Here is an 18,734-nt window from a genome sequence, read left to right on the forward strand (position 1 = left end):
CAAAATTAAGAACAAGCCTTTAAAAATATTAAAAATCCTATATTCGTATTTAATAATATCTTTCATTTCAGCCCAAACTGCCTTGCCATGACTATCCATATTGCGCCCATTAAAAAATAAGTAGGCTGTCAAAAATAGCGGTAATAACGCGCAAAAGAATGAAAAATAAATCTCAAATTTAAAATGGGGAAAATTATGTAGGTTAAGAATGGCGAAAAGAAAATCTAAAAATACGCTCTAAAGCTCAAGCTAAAATGCTTGAAATGAGGGATTTAAAACCAGACCCACAGGCCCACCTTTCAACCTCTCAAAGCCTTTTGTTCGTTCAAAAAATATTTGCTGATATTAATAAAGAAATAAAAGTAGTTGCTAATACTGAAAAGAAAGCAGAAAAAGCGGATTATGGTTATAGTAAAAGGGTGTAGCGATTAAAACATTACACCAAGTTTTTAATTATCTGTCGGCTTTTGAAAACATTTTTTATGGTAGCGTTATTTGGCAATAAAAGAGATCCTTATTTAAAAGCTTAAACTATCCCTAAAATAAGGTAAAACTTACAAATGGAGGTTAAAACGCACAATAAAACTCCAAAGAGCCGACTTTTTTAATCGTAATTTGCTTATGGTTTAATAAAGTTTCTAAATGTTTAAAGGTGTTAGGATCTAGTATTAGGGGGGCTTCTTCTGCGCTTAAAGGGCGCCTGGAAATTAAAGCGAACAATTCGTCTATACCGCAAGAAATCAATTTTTTAGCTTGAGTAATGGATCGTTTAGGCAAACTCACGCAAAGCCCTTCAAAAAACAAAGAGCATTTTAATAATTCATCTTCGCTTAATTTGGGGGCTTTGAAGCTTGAGGGCCTGTCTATGGTGCTTAAATCCACTCTAGCTATATTGATTTGTTTTAAAAAGGCAGCGATGAGTTTTAAGTTGTTCGCGCTATCATTCACGCCCTTAATTAAAAGCACTTCAGCCACCAGTTGCCCTTGATAGATTTGAGAAAAGCTCAAAATCCCCTCTAAAATCTTGTTAATGTCTTTAGAATAGGGCTTATCCACTCTTTCAAAGGCTTTCAAATCAATAGCGTCTAAAGAAAATTTAACGATGTCAAATTCCTTTAAGGCTTGTTGGACTTTTGGCTCATAAAAGAGCGAGCCGTTGCTTAAAATCAAAGTTTTAACGCCCTTTAAAAAAGGCTTGATGCTTTGGATAAGCTCTAATAAATGAGGGTATAGCGTGGGTTCGCCATTAGCGGTAATGGTTAAAACATCAATGGGGGTAGCAAGGTTGTTTAGGGCGTTTTGAATGGCGTTAATCAAGGTTTCTACTTTTACCACTTCTTCCATGCGCTCAATGGGCTTGGCTTTACCCAACTCGCAATAAATGCAATTGTAGTTGCATTGTTTTTTAGAAGGCGATAAATCCACGCCCAAAGACTTCCCAAAACGCCTGGATAAAATGGGCCCAAAAACGATAGGCAGATTTTCTTTAGCCATCATCTTCCTCTAAAAACACGCGCTCTTTGCATTGGATGCATTCATACGCCTTTTTTTTGCGATAGATTCTTTCACTCATCAAATAATGGCATTTCTCGCAACGCTTATTAATGGGCTTATGGTTGGATAAAAAATTGCATTTAGGGTAGTTGTTACAGCCATAAAACGAGCCTTTCTTACTCCTTTTTAAGGCAATATCCCCTCCGCATTCTGGGCATTTCACGCCTTCTATTGTTTCTTTGGCGTTAGGGGTGTTTTTTAACGATTTGGTGTTTTTGCATTCAGGGTAGTTGTTGCAAGCTAAAAACGCCCCGTTTCTGCTGAATTTTTGCACCATTTCCCCTCCGCATTTTTCGCACAATTCTTGTTCGGCTTCATTATTAGCGTTTTCAGTTTGTTTGATATATTTGCATTTAGGGTAATTGTTGCAAGCGATAAACTCCCCATAACGGCTATTCTTTTTGACTAATTCCCCACCGCATTTAGGGCATGATTGACCGGTTTTTTCATGCATTTTTTGAGAGATGATATTCTTTTTCCCGGCTTCAATTTTATCCATAAAAGGGTAGTAAAAGTCCTTTAAGACTTGCTGGTAGTCGGCTTTATTTTGAGCGATATTGTCCAGTTCTTCTTCTAAAGAAGCGCTGAATTTGGAATCCACGATTTCTTCAAAATGCTTTTCTAAAATTTCTATCACTTTAAAAGCGCTCTCTAAAGCGCTGATCTGCTTTTTTTCTACCTTAATATAATCTCTGTTTTGTAAAAGTGCAATCGTTGGGGCGTAGGTGCTAGGCCTGCCTATGCCTAAACTTTCTAAAACTTTAATCAAGCTCGCTTCTGAATAGCGTGCTGGAGGTTCTGTAACATGAGCGTTGCTCTCTAGTTTTTCTAATTTAATGGGGTCATTTTCTTTCAAATTAGGGAGCAATTTGTCCTTATCGTCATTGCCTAAAATTTTATAATAGCCATCAAAAAGGAGTTTTCTCCCACTCGCTTTAAACTCGCCTTTTTCGCAAGCCACAACCACGCTTTGGCTTTCAAAAAGAGCGTCTTGCATTTGAGAAGCTAAGAAGCGTTTGTAAATTAAGGTATAGAGCTTTAATTCTTCAGGCTTAAGGTAGTCTTTTAAAGCGTTTGGCTCTAAAACAATAGAAGTGGGTCTGATCGCTTCATGGGCTTCTTGGGCGTTTTTATTCTTGCTGGAATAGACTTTGGCTTTAGGGGGCAAGTAGTCTTTGCCATAGTCTTTTAAAATCTTGTTCCTCGCTTCTTCTAAAGCCTCTTTAGCGATATTCAAGCTATCGGTCCTCATGTAAGTGATCACCCCCATAACGCCTTGCGGGGTGGCTACGCCTTCATATAATTTTTGAGCGATACTCATGGTTTTTGTGGGCGAAAAGCCTAAAAGACTGGAAGCGCTTTGCTGTAAAGTAGAAGTCATGAAAGGGGGCGGTGTGGGGGATTTTTTAGATTTTTTAACGATACTAGAAATAATATAACTTTCTTTTTCTAATTCGTTTTTAATTTCTTGGGCTTTTTTTTCATCAATAAGTTCTTGGGCTTTGAGTTTGTTGCCCTTATAGCTGATGAGTTGCGCTTCTAAATGCGGCTCAAAGTAAGCGTCTAGCGTGAAGTAGGTTAAAGGCTTAAAGGCTTTGATTTCCCTTTCTCTATCAATCACAAGCTTTAAAGCCGCGCTCTGCACCCGCCCAGCGCTCAAACCTTTAGTGATCTTTGATGAAATCAACGAGCTTAATTTAAAGCCTACGATTCGATCCAAAAAGCGCCTGGCTTGTTGGGCATTGACCTTAGACATGTCAATTTGTCGTGGGGTTTTTAGAGCGTTTAAAATCGCATTTTGCGTGATCTCATGAAAAACAATCCTGGGATAGCTCTCCAATTTCCCTCCAATCAAACATGCCACATGATAACCTATCGCTTCCCCCTCTCTGTCTTCATCGGTAGCGATATAAGTAATAGATGCTTTTTTAGAAAGCTCTATGATTTGTTTGACAAGTTCTTTATGATCTTTATCCACGACATAATTAGGAGTGAAGCCGGTTTCATCAATCTTAATACCTAAAGCGAATTTGGATAAATCCCTAACATGCCCTTTAGAGGCGATAACTTCATAATTTTTATCCAAAAAATTTTTAATGGTTTTGGCTTTTGCGGGGGATTCTACGATAATAAGGTGCTTCATTGAACGCCTTTAATAAAATGTTTATACCTATTAATGAATGATTGTAGCATAGAATTTTGACTAAACGATTCATCAAACCATAAAAACCATAACAGCGTTAAAAATCAAAGAGTTGGAACACCCTTTGCTTGACTAAAAACAAATATCTATGCAAAGGATGCAAACATGAGTTTTAGGATAAATACCAATATCGCCGCTTTAACTTCTCATGCGGTAGGGGTTCAAAACAACAGAGACCTTTCAAGCTCGCTTGAAAAGTTAAGCTCAGGGCTTAGGATCAATAAAGCCGCTGATGATTCTAGCGGGATGGCGATTGCAGATAGTTTAAGGAGTCAAAGCGCGAATTTGGGTCAAGCGATCCGCAACGCTAATGACGCTATTGGTATGGTTCAAACCGCAGATAAAGCGATGGATGAGCAAATCAAAATTTTAGACACCATTAAAACCAAAGCCGTTCAAGCCGCTCAAGACGGGCAAACTTTAGAAAGCCGAAGAGCGCTCCAGAGCGATATTCAAAGGCTGTTAGAAGAATTAGACAATATCGCTAACACCACAAGCTTTAACGGCCAACAAATGCTTTCAGGAAGTTTTTCTAACAAAGAATTTCAAATTGGCGCGTATTCTAACACCACGGTTAAGGCGTCTATTGGCTCAACGAGCTCAGATAAGATTGGGCATGTGCGCATGGAAACTTCTTCTTTTAGCGGTGCAGGCATGCTCGCTAGCGCAGCGGCGCAAAACTTGACTGAAGTGGGATTGAATTTCAAACAAGTCAATGGCGTGAATGATTATAAGATTGAAACCGTGCGTATTTCTACAAGCGCTGGCACAGGGATTGGAGCGTTAAGCGAAATCATCAATCGTTTTTCTAACACTTTAGGCGTTAGGGCGTCTTATAATGTCATGGCCACCGGCGGCACTCCCGTGCAATCAGGAACTGTTAGGGAGCTTACCATTAATGGCGTAGAAATTGGAACGGTGAATGATGTGCATAAAAACGATGCCGATGGGAGGTTGACTAATGCCATCAACTCCGTCAAAGATCGCACCGGTGTGGAAGCGAGCTTGGACATTCAAGGGCGCATTAATTTGCACTCCATTGATGGGCGCGCGATTTCTGTGCATGCAGCGAGCGCGAGCGGTCAAGTTTTTGGGGGAGGGAATTTTGCAGGGATTTCTGGGAATGAGCATGCGGTGATTGGGCGCTTGACTTTGACTAGAACCGACGCTAGGGATATTATTGTGAGCGGTGTGAATTTTAGCCATGTGGGCTTTCATTCCGCTCAAGGGGTGGCAGAATACACCGTGAATTTAAGGGCGGTTAGGGGCATTTTTGATGCGAATGTGGCTTCTGCGGCTGGAGCGAACGCTAATGGCGCGCAAGCAGAAACCAACTCTCAAGGTATAGGGGCTGGGGTTACAAGCCTTAAAGGGGCGATGATTGTGATGGATATGGCGGATTCTGCACGCACGCAATTAGACAAGATCCGCTCAGATATGGGGTCGGTGCAAATGGAATTGGTTACAACCATTAATAATATTTCTGTTACCCAAGTGAATGTTAAAGCGGCTGAATCTCAAATCAGAGATGTGGATTTTGCTGAAGAGAGCGCAAACTTTTCTAAATACAATATTTTGGCGCAAAGCGGGAGTTTTGCTATGGCGCAAGCCAATGCGGTGCAACAAAATGTTTTAAGGCTTTTACAATAACAGCCCTTGAAATCCAAAGGGGCATTAGCCCTTTTTATAAGTTAGAATAATGGACATTTATCAAAAAAACTTACAAGCCCTTTTTAAAAAAGATCCTCTTTTGTTCGCAAAGCTCAAAGCCATTAAAGAAAACAAAAAATACGAAGTGTTTTTAGGGAATGACAGCGCGAATTTCAACCTTTTAGATAAAGAAACAAACACCCCCCTATTTGAAAAAAGCCCGCTAGATTCAAGCTTAGAGTTATACAAAAATAGCGAAATTTACATGCTTTATCCTTATTTGTATTATTTTGGCTTGGGTAATGGCGTGTTTTATCGCTTGCTTTTGGGTAATGAAAATTTAAAACGCTTGGTGGTGGTTGAGCCTGAAATAGAGATCATTTTCATTGTGCTGAATCTTTTGGATTTTTCCACTGAGATTTTAGAAAACCGCTTGATTTTGTTGCATGCAAGTTTTTGCAATTACAACATGATAGCTTCCTTGTTTGATATGGATAAAAAGTCTCGTTTATACGCAAGAATGTATGATTTAAAACTTTTTAACGCTTATTATGAACGCTATTCTAGTCAAATGATAGAAATCAACCAGCATTTCACGCACGCTTTAGAGCATGGCGCTATTAGCGTGGGTAATGACGCTAAAGACGCGCTGATAGGCATCAAACAGCACATCGCTAATTTGCCTGAAGTCATAAAAAGCCCTAGTTTAGTGGATTTTGTGAACACTTTAAAAAACAGAGATACCGCTATTATTGTTTCAACCGGGCCTAGTTTGAACAAGCAACTCCCCCTTTTAAAAGAAATCGCTCCTTATGCGACGCTTTTTTGCATAGACGCTTCCTTCCCTATTTTAGCTAAAGCTGGTATCAAGCCTGATATTGTGCTGTCTTTAGAAAGGGTGGATTTAACGGCGAAATTCTATGAAGAAACGCCCCTAGATTTTCAAGAAGGCGTCATTTTTGCTTTGACTTCCATTGTGCATAAACGATTGATTAAAGCGATTAAAAAAGGGGTTAAACAATTCAGTTTCCGCCCCTTTGGCTACACCAACCTTTTTGATTTGCACCAATATGGTTATGTGGGTATAGGCATGAGTGCAGCGAACATGGCGTATGAATTAGTGGTGCATTCTCGTTTTAAAAGATGCGTGTTTATTGGGCAAGATTTGAGCTTTTCACAAAGCGGTAACAGCCACGCTAGTGGGGCGATTTATGGCGATAAAGAGATCAAGCCTAAAAAAGATAAAGACAAGATTTTTATAGAAAAATATGGGGGTAACGGGGAAGTAGAGACCACTTTAGTGTGGAAACTTTTCTTAGAATTTTTTGAAAAAGATATTTTTAACACGCCCTATAAACTAGAAGTCATTAACGCTACTGAAGGGGGGGCTAGGATTAAAGGGACTAAAGAAATGCCCTTTAAAGAAGTGTGCGAAAAAATAGACAAATCCAAGCCAAAGCCTCCTATTAATCTTATTTATCCCACTCAATCAGAACAGGCTAAAAATTTAAAGATCGCTAGGCAAAAATGCGAAGAGATCATCAAATACGCCAATGAGAAAAAAACGCAAGTTGAAGGAGCGTTTTTAAAGGTGGCAGAATTTTTAGAAAAAGTGGAAAAGCTTCATGAAGAAAAAAAATTAGAAGAGTTGGATTTTAAGGAATTAGAAAATTTGAGCGCTGAAATTGATAACGTTAAAGAGCTTTTTGATGACAAGCGATTCAATTCGTATTTTATGGATGCGATACAATCTTACATTTTCCACCAGGAATTGCATATCGCTGAAATCGTGTGTAAAAAAACGAGTAATGAAGACGGATTAAGGGCTAAGCAATTAGAATACATTTACGCGCACAAATACTGGCTTTTTAGTTTAGCGGGTGGGATGGACTGCGTGATAGAAGCGATCAAAATGGCTTTGAAAGAATGGTAAAACCCCTTTTTTTAAGCGTATGTGTCTAGGCTGGAATAAATTTCAGGGGTATTTTCGCCATCAATAAGGCTTTTCTCAACTTGGGATCTATCTTTAATCTCGCTGTCGTTATTGATAGCGTTTAAAGCTTGTAGTCTGTCAAAATCAGGGGCGTTTGGCGCATTATCTTGGCTGAAACCATCTTGAACATTGCTTTGTTGTAAATCCTGCTCTGCTTGATTCCTGTCCTTTATGGTTGCATCATTATTGATATTGTTCAAGGTTTGGAGCTGCGTGAAATTAGGAGTGTAATGGGTGTTGATGGTCATGTTTTATCCTTTTTAGCTTTTTACACGCTCAATCGTGGATCATCATTATAGCAATAATCCATTAAATCGCCCAATCGTAAAACCTTGCATGAGTTTTCAATCAAATCAAAAACTTCCATGAGTTTAGAAAGCTCTCTGTGGTAGGCAAAAATCCCACACCCCTTAATGAAAACAAAATATTTTTTGCTCTCTTGCAATTGGCGTAAAATTTCTGTATCCGCTCTTTCTTGCCAGCTGTCATAATCTTTGGGGTTAAAAATAACGATTTCTTCGCCCAAAGAACGATACCCTAAATAATCTCTAGGGAGCAATCGGTTGTGGCGCAAGGAGTACGCCAAACTATAAGGAGGGCGCGCGTAAGCGATGAATTTAGCGTCCAAAAACTCCCTATACACGCTCGCATGAATGGGCGAATCCTGGCTCGCTTCTTTCCAGCGGTAATCTATCTTGTCATGCAAAACCAGTAAGGTGTTTTCATTCAATTGATCAAAAACAGCGTTTCTTTTGTTGATCACAAACTGATTTGCGCCAATGCGCGCTGAAATAGAGCCTTGATAAAGCCCAAAAAAACCCTTTCTAAACATGGATAATGAAATGCTTTGGAGCGAATGAATCAGACTGCTGTCAATGCCTCTTGTGTGTGTGTTCATGTTTATCATGATAACAAGTTTTTTTAACAAAAGGTATTGGTTTCCTAACAGATCTAAATTAAATCAACTCTATAAAAAATCCTAATTTAATGATAGTAAATAAATTTAGTGATACAGACTAAACTTTAAAGAAAAATCGGGTAATTTTTATCACTTTTTTAAAACAAGTGATAGATTATTAACTTTTTGTGCTATAATGCGAGGGTTCTTTCATCAAGAATGGTGATTGACGAGATTTTTCAAATAATGATGTTAAGAAGAATTAAAGTAGGTTCTAATTTGAATAAAAAAGAGAGTTTGTTAGATGCGTTTGTTAAAACCTATCTGCAGATTTTAGAACCCATTAGCTCTAAACGCTTAAAAGAGTTGGCAAACTTGAAAATATCTTGCGCGACGATCAGGAATTATTTTCAAATCCTTTCTAAAGAGGGCATGCTTTATCAAGCCCATTCTAGCGGCGCTAGATTGCCAACCTTTAAGGCGTTTGAAAACTATTGGCACAAGTCGTTGCACTTTGAAGTTTTAAAGGTGAATGAAAAACGCTTAAAAAGCGCGAGTGAAAATTTTGGGCTTTTTACGCTGTTAAAAAAACCCAGTTTGGAGCGTTTAGAAAGAGTCATTGAGTGCGAAAAACGCTTTTTGATTTTGGATTTTTTGGCGTTTTCTTGCACGCTGGGTTACAGCGTTAAAATGGAGAAGTTTTTATTAGAACTTGTGGGTAGAAGCGTTAAAGAAGTGCGTTCAATCGCTGCTTCTGTCAATGCGTTGAGTTTGGCCAGACAATTAGAGCGTTTGGAGTATTCCAGCGTGCAAATGACACGCTTTAATCTGATGGGGTTAAAAACGCTTTTAAACAGCCCTTTATTTTTTGACATTTTAGAGGGTAAGGTTTTAGAGCGTTTCAAAAAGGGTTTGCATTTTATAGAGCCTGATTGCATGCTGGTAATACGCCCTATAGAATTTCAAAACGAGCGGATGCAACTGCTTTGCGTGGGGAAACTAGAATGCGATTATGAAGGGTTTTTTCAAACGATTTCTAAGGAGGAATAATGAAAGATGAACACAACCAAGAACACGATTTAAGCCAAAAAGAGCCAGAGTCTTATCAAAAGGCTTGCACTTGCAAAGAACAACAAGATGAAGAAAAACAAGAAGCGAGCGAAAAAGAAGGCGAGATCAAGGAAGATTTTGAGCTTAAATATAAAGAAATGCACGAAAAATACTTAAGAGTGCATGCGGATTTTGAAAACGTGAAAAAGCGCTTAGAAAGAGACAAGAGCATGGCGTTAGAGTATGCGTATGAAAAAATCGCATTGGATCTATTGCCGGTGATTGATGCGCTTCTTGGGGCTTACAAGAGCGCTGTAGAAGTGGATAAAGAGAGCGCTTTAACCAAAGGCTTGGAGCTCACGATGGAAAAGTTGCATGAAGTTTTGGCAAGGCATGGCATTGAGGGGATTGAATGTTTAGAAGAATTTGATCCTAATTTCCACAATGCGATCATGCAAGTCAAAAGCGAAGAAAAAGAAAACGGGAAAATCGTGCAGGTTTTGCAACAAGGTTACAAGTATAAGGGTAGGGTTTTGAGGCCGGCAATGGTGAGCATTGCTAAAAACGATTAAAACATTTATTTTAATAAGAAAGGATAACGCATGGGAAAAGTTATTGGAATTGATTTAGGGACAACCAACTCCGCAATGGCGGTGTATGAAGGCAATGAAGCAAAGATTATTGCGAATAAAGAGGGTAAAAACACCACTCCTTCTATTGTGGCTTTTACGGATAAGGGCGAGATTTTAGTGGGCGAGAGCGCCAAAAGACAAGCGGTTACTAACCCAGAAAAAACCATTTATTCTATTAAAAGAATCATGGGCTTGATGTTTAATGAAGATAAGGCTAAAGAAGCCGAAAAGCGCTTGCCTTATAAGATTGTGGATAGGAATGGGGCTTGCGCGATTGAGATTTCAGGCAAGGTTTATACCCCTCAAGAGATTTCAGCCAAAATTTTAATGAAGCTCAAAGAAGACGCTGAAAGCTATTTGGGCGAGAGCGTTACTGAAGCGGTGATCACGGTTCCGGCTTATTTTAACGACAGCCAAAGAAAAGCGACTAAAGAAGCCGGCACGATTGCAGGGCTTAATGTTTTAAGGATCATCAATGAGCCTACAAGCGCGGCGTTGGCTTACGGCTTGGATAAAAAAGAGAGCGAAAAAATCATGGTTTATGATTTGGGTGGGGGGACTTTTGACGTTACCGTGTTAGAAACAGGCGATAATGTCGTGGAAGTTTTAGCCACAGGGGGCGATGCGTTTTTAGGGGGCGATGATTTTGACAATCGTGTGATTGATTTCTTAGCGAGTGAGTTTAAAAGCGAAACGGGTATTGAGATTAAAAACGATGTGATGGCGTTGCAACGCCTGAAAGAAGCGGCTGAAAACGCTAAAAAAGAATTGAGCTCTGCGATGGAGACTGAAATCAATTTGCCCTTTATCACCGCGGACGCTACCGGGCCTAAACACTTGGTTAAAAAACTCACTAGGGCTAAATTTGAAAGCTTGACAGAAGATCTCATGGAAGAAACGATTTCTAAAATTGAAAGCGTGATCAAAGACGCAGGGCTAACCAAAAATGAGATTTCAGAAGTGGTGATGGTGGGAGGCTCTACTCGTATCCCTAAAGTCCAAGAAAGGGTGAAAGCGTTTATTAATAAAGAGTTGAATAAAAGCGTCAATCCTGATGAAGTCGTAGCGGTGGGCGCGAGCATTCAAGGGGGCGTGTTAAAAGGCGATGTGAAAGATGTGCTTTTATTAGACGTTACGCCTTTAAGCCTTGGGATTGAAACTTTAGGGGGCGTGATGACTAAAGTGATTGATAGAGGCACGACCATTCCGGCGAAAAAATCTCAAGTGTTCTCAACCGCTGAAGACAACCAGCCCGCTGTGTCCATTATGGTTTTACAGGGCGAAAGGGAATTGGCAAGGGATAATAAATCTTTGGGTAAATTTGATTTGCAAGGCATCGCTCCCGCTCCAAGAGGCGTGCCGCAAATTGAAGTAACCTTTGATATTGACGCTAACGGGATTTTAACCGTGTCAGCGCAAGATAAAAATACCGGCAAAAGCCAAGAGATTAAAATTTCTGGCTCTAGCGGGTTGTCTGATAGCGAGATTGAAAAAATGGTGAAAGACGCTGAATTGCACAAAGAAGAAGACGCTAGGAAAAAAGAAGTGATTGAAGCGAGAAACCATGCCGATAGTTTGGCGCACCAAACCCAAAAGAGCCTTGATGAGCATAAAACGAACTTGAATGAAAACGACGCTAACGAGATCCAAAACGCCATTAACGCCCTTAAAGATTGCATCAAAAACGATAACACTACTAAAGCGGAGCTTGAAGACAAAACCAAATTATTAGCGCAAGCGGCTCAAAAACTAGGCGAAGCCATGGCGAATAAAAACAACGCCGAGCAACCCAAGAAAAAAGACGATGATGTGATTGATGCGGAAGTGGAGTGAAAACGCTTTTAAAACTTCTTTCAAGCGAGCGGTTTTAATCAAAACCTGCTTGCTTTCCTCATTTTTATCAATGGGATACTGATTGCAAAATCTAAAAATAGCGTTTTTAATCCAAATATCAAAGCTTGATTGTAACCAAACGATAGCTTTTTTAAGGTTTAGCTTAAAAAGCGTTGGTGGGATTTTAGGAAAATCCCTTATGAGAGAGTTCTTTTTGGTATGAGGGTGTTTCTCAATGGCTTGCGCTAGATGGCTCTAATTCAAAAAACGCAGTGGGGATTTGATTAAATTCGTTAGCAAAGCGTAAAAAATCGTTGGTAATGTTTTCAAGATCGACTTCTAAATCGTCATAGCTCTCTTGGTAGTATGGGACTCCATTAGAATCAATGATTTTGTCATACGCTGGGCATTTTTGACACTCTTTTTCCCCATTCTCCTCTATGGATCGGCCTATGCAAAGATCAATTTTTTCTGAATCGTTGCGCCAATAGTAAGCAAACCAGAGGTAAAAACCTTTTTTTGGGGTTGGTTTCTCACCATTGACAAATCCTTCCCCTAAAATATCCTGACGGCAAAAGGCGATGGATGGCTCATGGGATAAATTCCCAGAGCCAAGACTGATTTTGCACGCATAACCCCATGGCGTTAAAACCTTGTTCAGCTCTCTTTGGTATGAAGCCCACTTTGGTATCTTTGGGGTTTTGCCTGTTTGCTTTTCCTCTTGCGCTTTGGCGTCAATTGACGCTACAAATTCTCTTAACAAGTCTTGAAACGCTTTTCTTTGCTCTTCATTCCATTCTATTTTTTTCATATCAGCTCCTTAATGCATCTTAATAAGCCAACATTTTATCCTAAATTTATTCCATTTAACGAGTTTAGGCATAATCGCAAAAATTGAGTTATCGTTATCTTTATTATTAGGAGGAATGATGATCATTACCACAATGCAAGACGCCATAGGCCGCACTCCCGTTTTTAAATTCACTAACAAGGATTACCCCATTCCCGTAAATTCCGCCATTTACGCCAAACTGGAGCATCTAAACCCGGGAGGGAGCATCAAAGATCGCTTAGGCCAATACCTTATAGAAGAAGGGTTTAAAACAGGCAAAATCACTTCTAAAACAACCATTATTGAGCCTACTGCAGGCAATACCGGCATCGCTCTAGCTTTAGTGGCAATCAAGCACCATCTCAAAACCATCTTTGTTGTCCCGGAAAAATTCAGCACAGAAAAACAGCAAATCATGAGAGCTTTGGGGGCTAAAGTGATCAACACGCCTACTAGCGAGGGGATTTCTGGCGCCATTAAAAAAAGTAAAGAGCTAGCCGAAAGTATCCCTAATAGCTATTTGCCCTTGCAATTTGAAAACCCTGATAATCCCGCCGCTTACTACCACACCCTAGCCCCTGAGATTGTCCAAGAATTAGGCACAAATTTTACGAGCTTTGTGGCCGGGATAGGGAGTGGTGGCACTTTTGCGGGCACGGCTAGGTATTTGAAAGAGCGCATCCCTAATATTCGCTTGATTGGGGTGGAGCCAGAGGGTTCTATTTTGAATGGGGGCGAGCCTGAGCCTCATGAGATTGAGGGTATTGGCGTGGAGTTCATCCCTCCTTTTTTCGCAAACTTGGATATTGATGGCTTTGAAACGATTTCAGATGAAGAGGGTTTTAGCTATACTAGGAAGTTAGCCAAGAAAAACGGCTTATTAGTGGGGAGCTCTAGCGGGGCAGCTTTTGTGGCAGCCTTGAAAGAAGTGCAACGCCTCCCCGAAGGCAGTCAGGTTTTAACCATTTTCCCGGATGTTGCCGATCGTTATCTTTCTAAAGGTATCTATTCATAAAAACTCAATAAAAAAGGAAAAACCATGCACATGCAAACCAAATTAATCCATGGGGGTATTAGTGAGGACGCCACAACAGGGGCGGTGAGCGTGCCTATTTATCAAACTTCCACCTACCGCCAAGACGCCATAGGCCGCCACAAGGGCTATGAATACTCTCGCTCAGGCAACCCCACACGCTTTGCTTTAGAAGAACTCATCGCCGATTTAGAAGGGGGGGTTAAGGGGTTTGCTTTTGCCTCTGGACTAGCTGGAATCCACGCCGTTTTTTCCCTCTTGCAATCAGGCGATCATGTGTTATTGGGCGATGATGTTTATGGGGGGACTTTCCGCTTGTTTAATAAAGTGCTTGTCAAAAACGGGCTTTCTTGCACCATTATAGACACTAGCGATCTATCCCAAATCAAAAAGGCTATCAAACCCAACACCAAAGCCCTTTATTTAGAAACCCCTAGTAACCCCTTGCTTAAAATCACGGATTTAGCACAATGCGCTAGTGTTGCTAAAGATCATGGTTTGCTCACTATCGTGGATAACACCTTTGCCACCCCCTATTATCAAAATCCGCTTCTTTTAGGGGCGGACATTGTGGTGCATAGCGGCACCAAATACTTAGGCGGTCATAGCGATGTGGTCGCTGGGCTTGTAACCACCGATGATGAAGCGCTAGCCCAAGAGATCGCTTTTTTCCAAAACGCTATCGGTGGGGTTTTAGGCCCTCAAGACAGCTGGCTGTTGCAAAGAGGGATTAAAACGCTGGGATTACGCATGCAAGCCCATCAAAAAAACGCTCTTTGCGTGGCTGAGTTTTTAGAAAAACACCCTAAAGTAGAAAGGGTTTATTACCCGGGCCTTCCCACTCACCCTAATTACGAGCTAGCCAAAGCCCAAATGCGTGGCTTTAGCGGGATGCTTTCTTTCACTCTCAAAAATGACAGCGAGGCGACTCTTTTTGTAGAAAGCCTTAAATTATTCATTTTAGGCGAGAGTTTGGGCGGGGTGGAAAGTTTGGTGGGGATTCCGGCGTTTATGACCCATGCGTGTATCCCTAAAGAACAACGAGAAGTTGCCGGGATTAGAGATGGCTTGGTGCGCTTGTCTGTGGGGATTGAGCATGAACAGGATTTGTTAGAAGATTTAGAGCAAGCGTTCGCTAAAATAGGCTAAAGTTTCATTTCAATTTATGAATAAAGGAGTTAAAAACATGAAAATGAATGTAGAGAGTTTCAATTTGGATCACACTAAAGTCAAAGCCCCTTATGTGCGTGTCGCTGATCGCAAAAAGGGTGCTAATGGGGATGTGATTGTCAAATACGATGTGCGCTTCAAGCAGCCCAATAAGGATCACATGGACATGCCAAGCCTGCATTCTTTAGAGCATTTAGTCGCTGAAATTATCCGCAACCATGCTAGTTATGTCGTGGATTGGTCGCCTATGGGTTGCCAAACGGGATTTTATCTCACGGTGTTAAACCATGACAATTACACAGAGATTTTAGAGGTTTTAGAAAAGACGATGCAAGATGTGTTAAAGGCTAAAGAAGTGCCTGCCAGCAATGAAAAGCAATGCGGTTGGGCGGCTAACCACACTTTAGAGGGTGCACAGAATTTAGCGCGCGCTTTTTTAGACAAACGCACTGAATGGTCTGAAGTGGGGGTTTGATGAATGGGGGAATGATTTTACTCCCCTACCCCCTTACCCATTATTTTGCCCATAAGCGTTAAATGCCAATCAAAAACCATCGCATCAGCGTTAATTTTATGTAAAAATTAATGTTATGAATCTCTTTTATGGAAGGATTTCAATGAAAAAATTGATTTTGGTCATCTTTTTAACGCTAACACTTTCAATATCTGCAAAAGAAGTCAAAATAGTGTTTTTAGAAACTTCAGACATTCATGGGCGGCTTTTTTCGTATGATTATGCGATGGGGGAGCAAAAACCCAATAACGGCTTGACAAGGATTGCGACTTTAATCAAAAAGCAAAGGGCTGAGAATAAAAATGTAGTTTTGATTGACAGCGGGGATTTGTTGCAAGGCAATAGCGCGGAGTTGTTTAATGATGAGCCTATCCACCCGCTAGTTAGAGCTGAAAATGATTTGAAATTTGATGTTCGTGTGCTTGGCAATCACGAGTTTAACTTCAGTAAAGATTTTTTAGAGAAAAATATTAAGGGGTTTAATGGTGATGTCGTGAATGCGAATATTATCAAAATTGCGGACAATAAGCCGTTTGTGAAGCCTTATATGATTAAAAAAATTGATGGCGTGAGGGTGGCGGTTGTGGGGTATGTGGTGCCGCACATCCCCACTTGGGAGGCCTCTACGCCTGAACATTTTGCAGGCTTGAAGTTTTTGGACGCCAAAGAAGCGTTAAAAAAGACTTTGAAAGAATTAAAAGGGAAGTATGATATTTTGATTGGCGCTTTTCATTTGGGGCGAGAAGATGAGAAAGGTGGCGACGGGATACCCGATCTGGCGAAAAAATTCCCGCAATTTGACATCATTTTTGCCGGGCATGAGCATGCGGTTTATAACACTAAAATAGGAAAGGTGCATACCATTGAGCCTGGAGCGTATGGGGCTTATCTGGCAAAGGGCGTGGTGGTGTTTGACACTCAAACGAAGAAAAAAACCATAACGACTGAAAATTTACCCACAAAAGATGTGCCAGAAGATGAAGAATTAGCGAAAAAATACGAATATGTGGATAAAAAATCAAAGGAATACGCTAATGAAGTGGTTGGCGAAGTGACAAAAACCTTCATTGACAGGCCTGATTTTATCACAGGGGAAGAAAAAATCACCACGATGCCAACCGCCGCCTTGCAAGAAACGCCGGTGATAGAATTGATCAATAGAGTGCAAAAATATTACGCCAAAGCCGATGTTTCAGCGGCAGCCTTATTCAATTTTGGGGCGAATTTGAAAAAAGGGCCTTTCAAAAGAAAAGATGTCGCTTATATTTACAAGTTCGCTAATACGCTCATTGGAGTGCATATAACGGGTGAAAACCTGTTGAAATACATGGAATGGTCATATAGATTTTACAACCAGTTGCAACCAGGAGATTTGACGATCAGTTTTAATGAAAACATTCGTGGCTATAACTTTGATATGTTTTCTGGCGTGAAATACCAAGTTGATGTTACAAAACCCGCCGGACAAAGGATTATTAATCCGACAATCAACAACAAACCCATTGACCCTAAAGCGGTGTATAAATTAGCGATCAACAATTACCGATTCGGGACATTATCCACGACATTAAAATTGGTTACAGACGCTGATAGGTATTATAATTCTTACGATGCATTGCAAGATAACGGGCAAATACGGGATTTGATCATCAAATACATCACGGAAGAAAAAGGGGGGAAGGTAACCCCTGAATTGGAACATAACTGGGAAATCATCAACTACGATTTCAAAAACCCGTTGTTGGAAAAATTGAGAGAAAAATTAAAAGAGGGGAGCATCAAAATCCCCACTTCAAAAGACGGAAGGACTTTGAATGTCAAATCCATTAAGGAAAGTGAAGTTAAATAAGATTTTTTATTTTTATTATTTTATTTTTAAGTTTAACTTAAAGAAATAATATAAATAACAACTAAAACTATATGAGATCCCATATAAAGCTATGATTTGTTATGTTATACTACTTGAATGAATAAAAGTTTGCAAGAGATCCTAAATGGAGATAGTTTATATATTCTAAAAAATCATATAGAAGATAATCTTATAGACATTATTATTACTTCATCTCCATATAATGTGGCACATCAATATGAAAATTATAATGATGATTTAGATTTTGAATCTTATCTCAATTTGATGCACGATATTTTTAAAGAATGCTACCGTGTACTTAAAAAGGATGGGCGGATTTGTGTCAATGTGCCTTTTGCAGTGAAAAATAGAGATAGCAAAGAGGTGAGATTTTTAAGCGTTTATATAACACAAATTTTAAATGAAATTGGCTTTAAGGAGTTTGAGCTTATAACTTGGCATAAGGGAAAAGATATTAAGCATTTTCAGGGAAACAATACAGCTTGGGGGAGTTGGAAAAGCCCTTCTTGCCCATCTTTTAGGCCTTTGGGAGAAGCAATATTAGTGTTTTATAAGGAAAATAAAATTCATAAAACTGAGGGAGAATTAGCAGATATTACTAGCCAAGAATTTAAAGAATGGACAAAAAATATTTGATATTTTGATCAAGACAACAATCAAGGCTTTGAAAGTATTTTATGTGTTAGTAACAATGCTAAAAAAGATTTACATCCCGCACCCTACCCAGAAGAGTTAATTGAGAGATTATTAAAAATTTATTCCTATCAAAATGATATTGTATTAGATCCCTTTAATGGCATAGGCACAACAACCTATGTGGCAAGCAGATTGAAAAGACAATTTATCGGCATTGAGTTATCAAGTATATATTGTAAGATTGCCCTTGAAAGATTTGTAAAAAACACAGTTTCTCATACTATTCCTATTATAAAAAGCTACCCTACAACGCTGACAAGTTTAGTAAATAATGATGACATATTAGACTCTTTAAATAAAGTTTTTCCCTATAAAGAAGCTTTTAGTCCTTATCTTATAGAGCATTTACAAAATCGTTTTGATTGTTCTATTACGAGTGTTTATGATTCGTTTTGTGGTGTTGGCTCTAGTTTCTTGAATACACAAATACAAGTTTGCTATGGCTTTGATACTTCACCATTTGCCATAAATGTCGCTAAAGCAAAATTAGAAAGTTTGGACTCTGACAATTTAAAAAAAGCAGAAAAAAATGTAAATAATTTTATAGCTAGCAATAAAGAATATCCCTTTCCACAATGGGAATCTTTTAGCAAATATGCTGATAAAAAGCGATTTAATCTCATAATGGATTTTATAGAATCCTTTAAAGACTTGGATTCTAAGATTTATCATTTTGTGTCTTTTTTAGTATTATCTAATTTAGAAAAAATGCTTAATTTTAAAAAAGATGGCAATGGTATTAAGCATAGAAAAAGTAAGATTAAAGATATAGAATCTTATCTCAAAGCACTTGTGCTAAGGGCATT

The 18,734-nt window shown here is 39.4% G+C and carries 14 protein-coding genes and 3 pseudogenes; 11 read left to right on the forward strand and 6 right to left on the reverse strand.

The features are described from left to right. Window positions 1–210 (reverse strand): annotated as a pseudogene (locus tag QU01_RS08410) (hypothetical protein); the annotation flags it as partial. On the opposite strand from QU01_RS08410, the pseudogene QU01_RS08160 reads away from it, so the two are divergent. Continuing rightward, window positions 207–425: pseudogene (locus QU01_RS08160) on the forward strand (DUF874 family protein); the annotation flags it as partial. The pseudogenes QU01_RS08410 and QU01_RS08160 overlap by 4 nt on opposite strands. A gap of 142 nt (window positions 426–567) precedes the next feature. On the opposite strand, the gene QU01_RS07410 reads toward QU01_RS08160, so the two are convergent. Together QU01_RS07410 and topA are read right to left on the reverse strand one after the other, a co-directional pair. Next, a complete protein-coding gene (locus QU01_RS07410) occupies window positions 568–1,494 on the reverse strand; it encodes a radical SAM protein (RefSeq protein WP_033763288.1) in 927 nt (308 codons plus the stop codon). Next, entirely contained in the window at window positions 1,487–3,697 is a 2,211-nt protein-coding gene (topA, locus tag QU01_RS07415) for a type I DNA topoisomerase (protein WP_033763286.1), read from the reverse strand. Before topA ends, QU01_RS07410 begins: the two co-directional genes overlap by 8 nt. A 165-nt stretch (window positions 3,698–3,862) precedes the next feature. Between topA and QU01_RS07420 the strand changes: the two genes are divergently transcribed. Together QU01_RS07420 and QU01_RS07425 are read left to right on the forward strand one after the other, a co-directional pair. Beyond that, window positions 3,863–5,407, forward strand: coding sequence for a flagellin B (locus tag QU01_RS07420; protein WP_000010010.1), 1,545 nt, complete (start codon window positions 3,863–3,865; stop codon window positions 5,405–5,407). Between the two features lie 49 nt (window positions 5,408–5,456). Continuing rightward, window positions 5,457–7,340, forward strand: a complete 1,884-nt coding sequence (locus tag QU01_RS07425) for a motility associated factor glycosyltransferase family protein (RefSeq protein ID WP_033763285.1) — start codon at window positions 5,457–5,459, stop codon at window positions 7,338–7,340. An 11-nt stretch (window positions 7,341–7,351) separates the two neighbouring features. Here the strand turns inward: QU01_RS07425 and QU01_RS07430 are convergent, their stop codons facing one another. Together QU01_RS07430 and QU01_RS07435 are read right to left on the reverse strand one after the other, a co-directional pair. Then, a complete protein-coding gene (locus tag QU01_RS07430) occupies window positions 7,352–7,648 on the reverse strand; it encodes a hypothetical protein (protein WP_033763283.1) in 297 nt (98 codons plus the stop codon). 20 nt (window positions 7,649–7,668) lie between these two features. Then, a complete protein-coding gene (locus QU01_RS07435; RefSeq protein WP_033763289.1) occupies window positions 7,669–8,307 on the reverse strand; it encodes a class II aldolase and adducin N-terminal domain-containing protein in 639 nt (212 codons plus the stop codon). A gap of 210 nt (window positions 8,308–8,517) precedes the next feature. On the opposite strand from QU01_RS07435, the gene QU01_RS07440 reads away from it, so the two are divergent. Genes QU01_RS07440 through dnaK form a run of 3 tightly spaced genes read left to right on the forward strand, consistent with a single transcriptional unit; the run spans window position 8,518 to window position 11,813 of the window. After that, window positions 8,518–9,348, forward strand: coding sequence for an HrcA family transcriptional regulator (locus QU01_RS07440; protein WP_033763281.1), 831 nt, complete (start codon window positions 8,518–8,520; stop codon window positions 9,346–9,348). Further along, window positions 9,348–9,920, forward strand: coding sequence for a nucleotide exchange factor GrpE (grpE, locus tag QU01_RS07445; protein ID WP_033763279.1), 573 nt, complete (start codon window positions 9,348–9,350; stop codon window positions 9,918–9,920). The genes QU01_RS07440 and grpE overlap by 1 nt, the downstream gene beginning before the upstream one ends. A 30-nt stretch (window positions 9,921–9,950) precedes the next feature. Further along, entirely contained in the window at window positions 9,951–11,813 is a 1,863-nt protein-coding gene (gene dnaK, locus QU01_RS07450) for a molecular chaperone DnaK (RefSeq protein ID WP_033763278.1), read from the forward strand. 232 nt (window positions 11,814–12,045) lie between these two features. Here dnaK and QU01_RS07455 read toward each other — a convergent pair whose 3' ends face one another. Then, complete coding sequence (locus QU01_RS07455; protein ID WP_033763276.1) at window positions 12,046–12,624, reverse strand: hypothetical protein; 579 nt, start codon at window positions 12,622–12,624, stop codon at window positions 12,046–12,048. Window positions 12,625–12,742: 118 nt separating this feature from the next. Here QU01_RS07455 and QU01_RS07460 point away from each other — a divergent pair, with 118 nt between their 5' ends. From QU01_RS07460 to QU01_RS07480, 5 genes and pseudogenes are all read left to right on the forward strand, one after another. After that, complete coding sequence (locus QU01_RS07460) at window positions 12,743–13,660, forward strand: O-acetylserine-dependent cystathionine beta-synthase (RefSeq protein ID WP_033763275.1); 918 nt, start codon at window positions 12,743–12,745, stop codon at window positions 13,658–13,660. A gap of 24 nt (window positions 13,661–13,684) precedes the next feature. Beyond that, window positions 13,685–14,827, forward strand: coding sequence for a cystathionine gamma-synthase (locus tag QU01_RS07465; protein ID WP_033763273.1), 1,143 nt, complete (start codon window positions 13,685–13,687; stop codon window positions 14,825–14,827). A gap of 37 nt (window positions 14,828–14,864) precedes the next feature. Further along, entirely contained in the window at window positions 14,865–15,323 is a 459-nt protein-coding gene (locus QU01_RS07470; protein ID WP_033763272.1) for an S-ribosylhomocysteine lyase, read from the forward strand. A gap of 142 nt (window positions 15,324–15,465) precedes the next feature. Further along, a complete protein-coding gene (locus QU01_RS07475; RefSeq protein WP_033763271.1) occupies window positions 15,466–17,211 on the forward strand; it encodes a bifunctional metallophosphatase/5'-nucleotidase in 1,746 nt (581 codons plus the stop codon). A 117-nt stretch (window positions 17,212–17,328) separates the two neighbouring features. Then, window positions 17,329–18,734, forward strand: a pseudogene (locus QU01_RS07480) (DNA-methyltransferase); the annotation flags it as partial.

The sequence above is a fragment of the Helicobacter pylori SA221C genome (genome assembly GCF_000476855.1).
GTDB lineage: Bacteria > Campylobacterota > Campylobacteria > Campylobacterales > Helicobacteraceae > Helicobacter > Helicobacter pylori_DK.

Excerpts from the sequence above, each read along its gene's own strand:
- QU01_RS07440 (WP_033763281.1), top strand. The coding sequence starts at position 8,518 with ATGGTGATTGACGAGATTTTTCAAATAATGATGTTAAGAAGAATTAAA.
- QU01_RS07455 (WP_033763276.1), bottom strand. The coding sequence starts at position 12,624 with ATGAAAAAAATAGAATGGAATGAAGAGCAAAGAAAAGCGTTTCAAGAC.
- QU01_RS07435 (WP_033763289.1), bottom strand. The coding sequence starts at position 8,307 with ATGATAAACATGAACACACACACAAGAGGCATTGACAGCAGTCTGATT.
- QU01_RS07410 (WP_033763288.1), bottom strand. The coding sequence starts at position 1,494 with ATGGCTAAAGAAAATCTGCCTATCGTTTTTGGGCCCATTTTATCCAGG.
- QU01_RS07425 (WP_033763285.1), top strand. The coding sequence starts at position 5,457 with ATGGACATTTATCAAAAAAACTTACAAGCCCTTTTTAAAAAAGATCCT.
- grpE (WP_033763279.1), top strand. The coding sequence starts at position 9,348 with ATGAAAGATGAACACAACCAAGAACACGATTTAAGCCAAAAAGAGCCA.
- dnaK (WP_033763278.1), top strand. The coding sequence starts at position 9,951 with ATGGGAAAAGTTATTGGAATTGATTTAGGGACAACCAACTCCGCAATG.
- QU01_RS07430 (WP_033763283.1), bottom strand. The coding sequence starts at position 7,648 with ATGACCATCAACACCCATTACACTCCTAATTTCACGCAGCTCCAAACC.
- QU01_RS07465 (WP_033763273.1), top strand. The coding sequence starts at position 13,685 with ATGCACATGCAAACCAAATTAATCCATGGGGGTATTAGTGAGGACGCC.
- QU01_RS07460 (WP_033763275.1), top strand. The coding sequence starts at position 12,743 with ATGATCATTACCACAATGCAAGACGCCATAGGCCGCACTCCCGTTTTT.
- topA (WP_033763286.1), bottom strand. The coding sequence starts at position 3,697 with ATGAAGCACCTTATTATCGTAGAATCCCCCGCAAAAGCCAAAACCATT.
- QU01_RS07475 (WP_033763271.1), top strand. The coding sequence starts at position 15,466 with ATGAAAAAATTGATTTTGGTCATCTTTTTAACGCTAACACTTTCAATA.
- QU01_RS07470 (WP_033763272.1), top strand. The coding sequence starts at position 14,865 with ATGAAAATGAATGTAGAGAGTTTCAATTTGGATCACACTAAAGTCAAA.
- QU01_RS07420 (WP_000010010.1), top strand. The coding sequence starts at position 3,863 with ATGAGTTTTAGGATAAATACCAATATCGCCGCTTTAACTTCTCATGCG.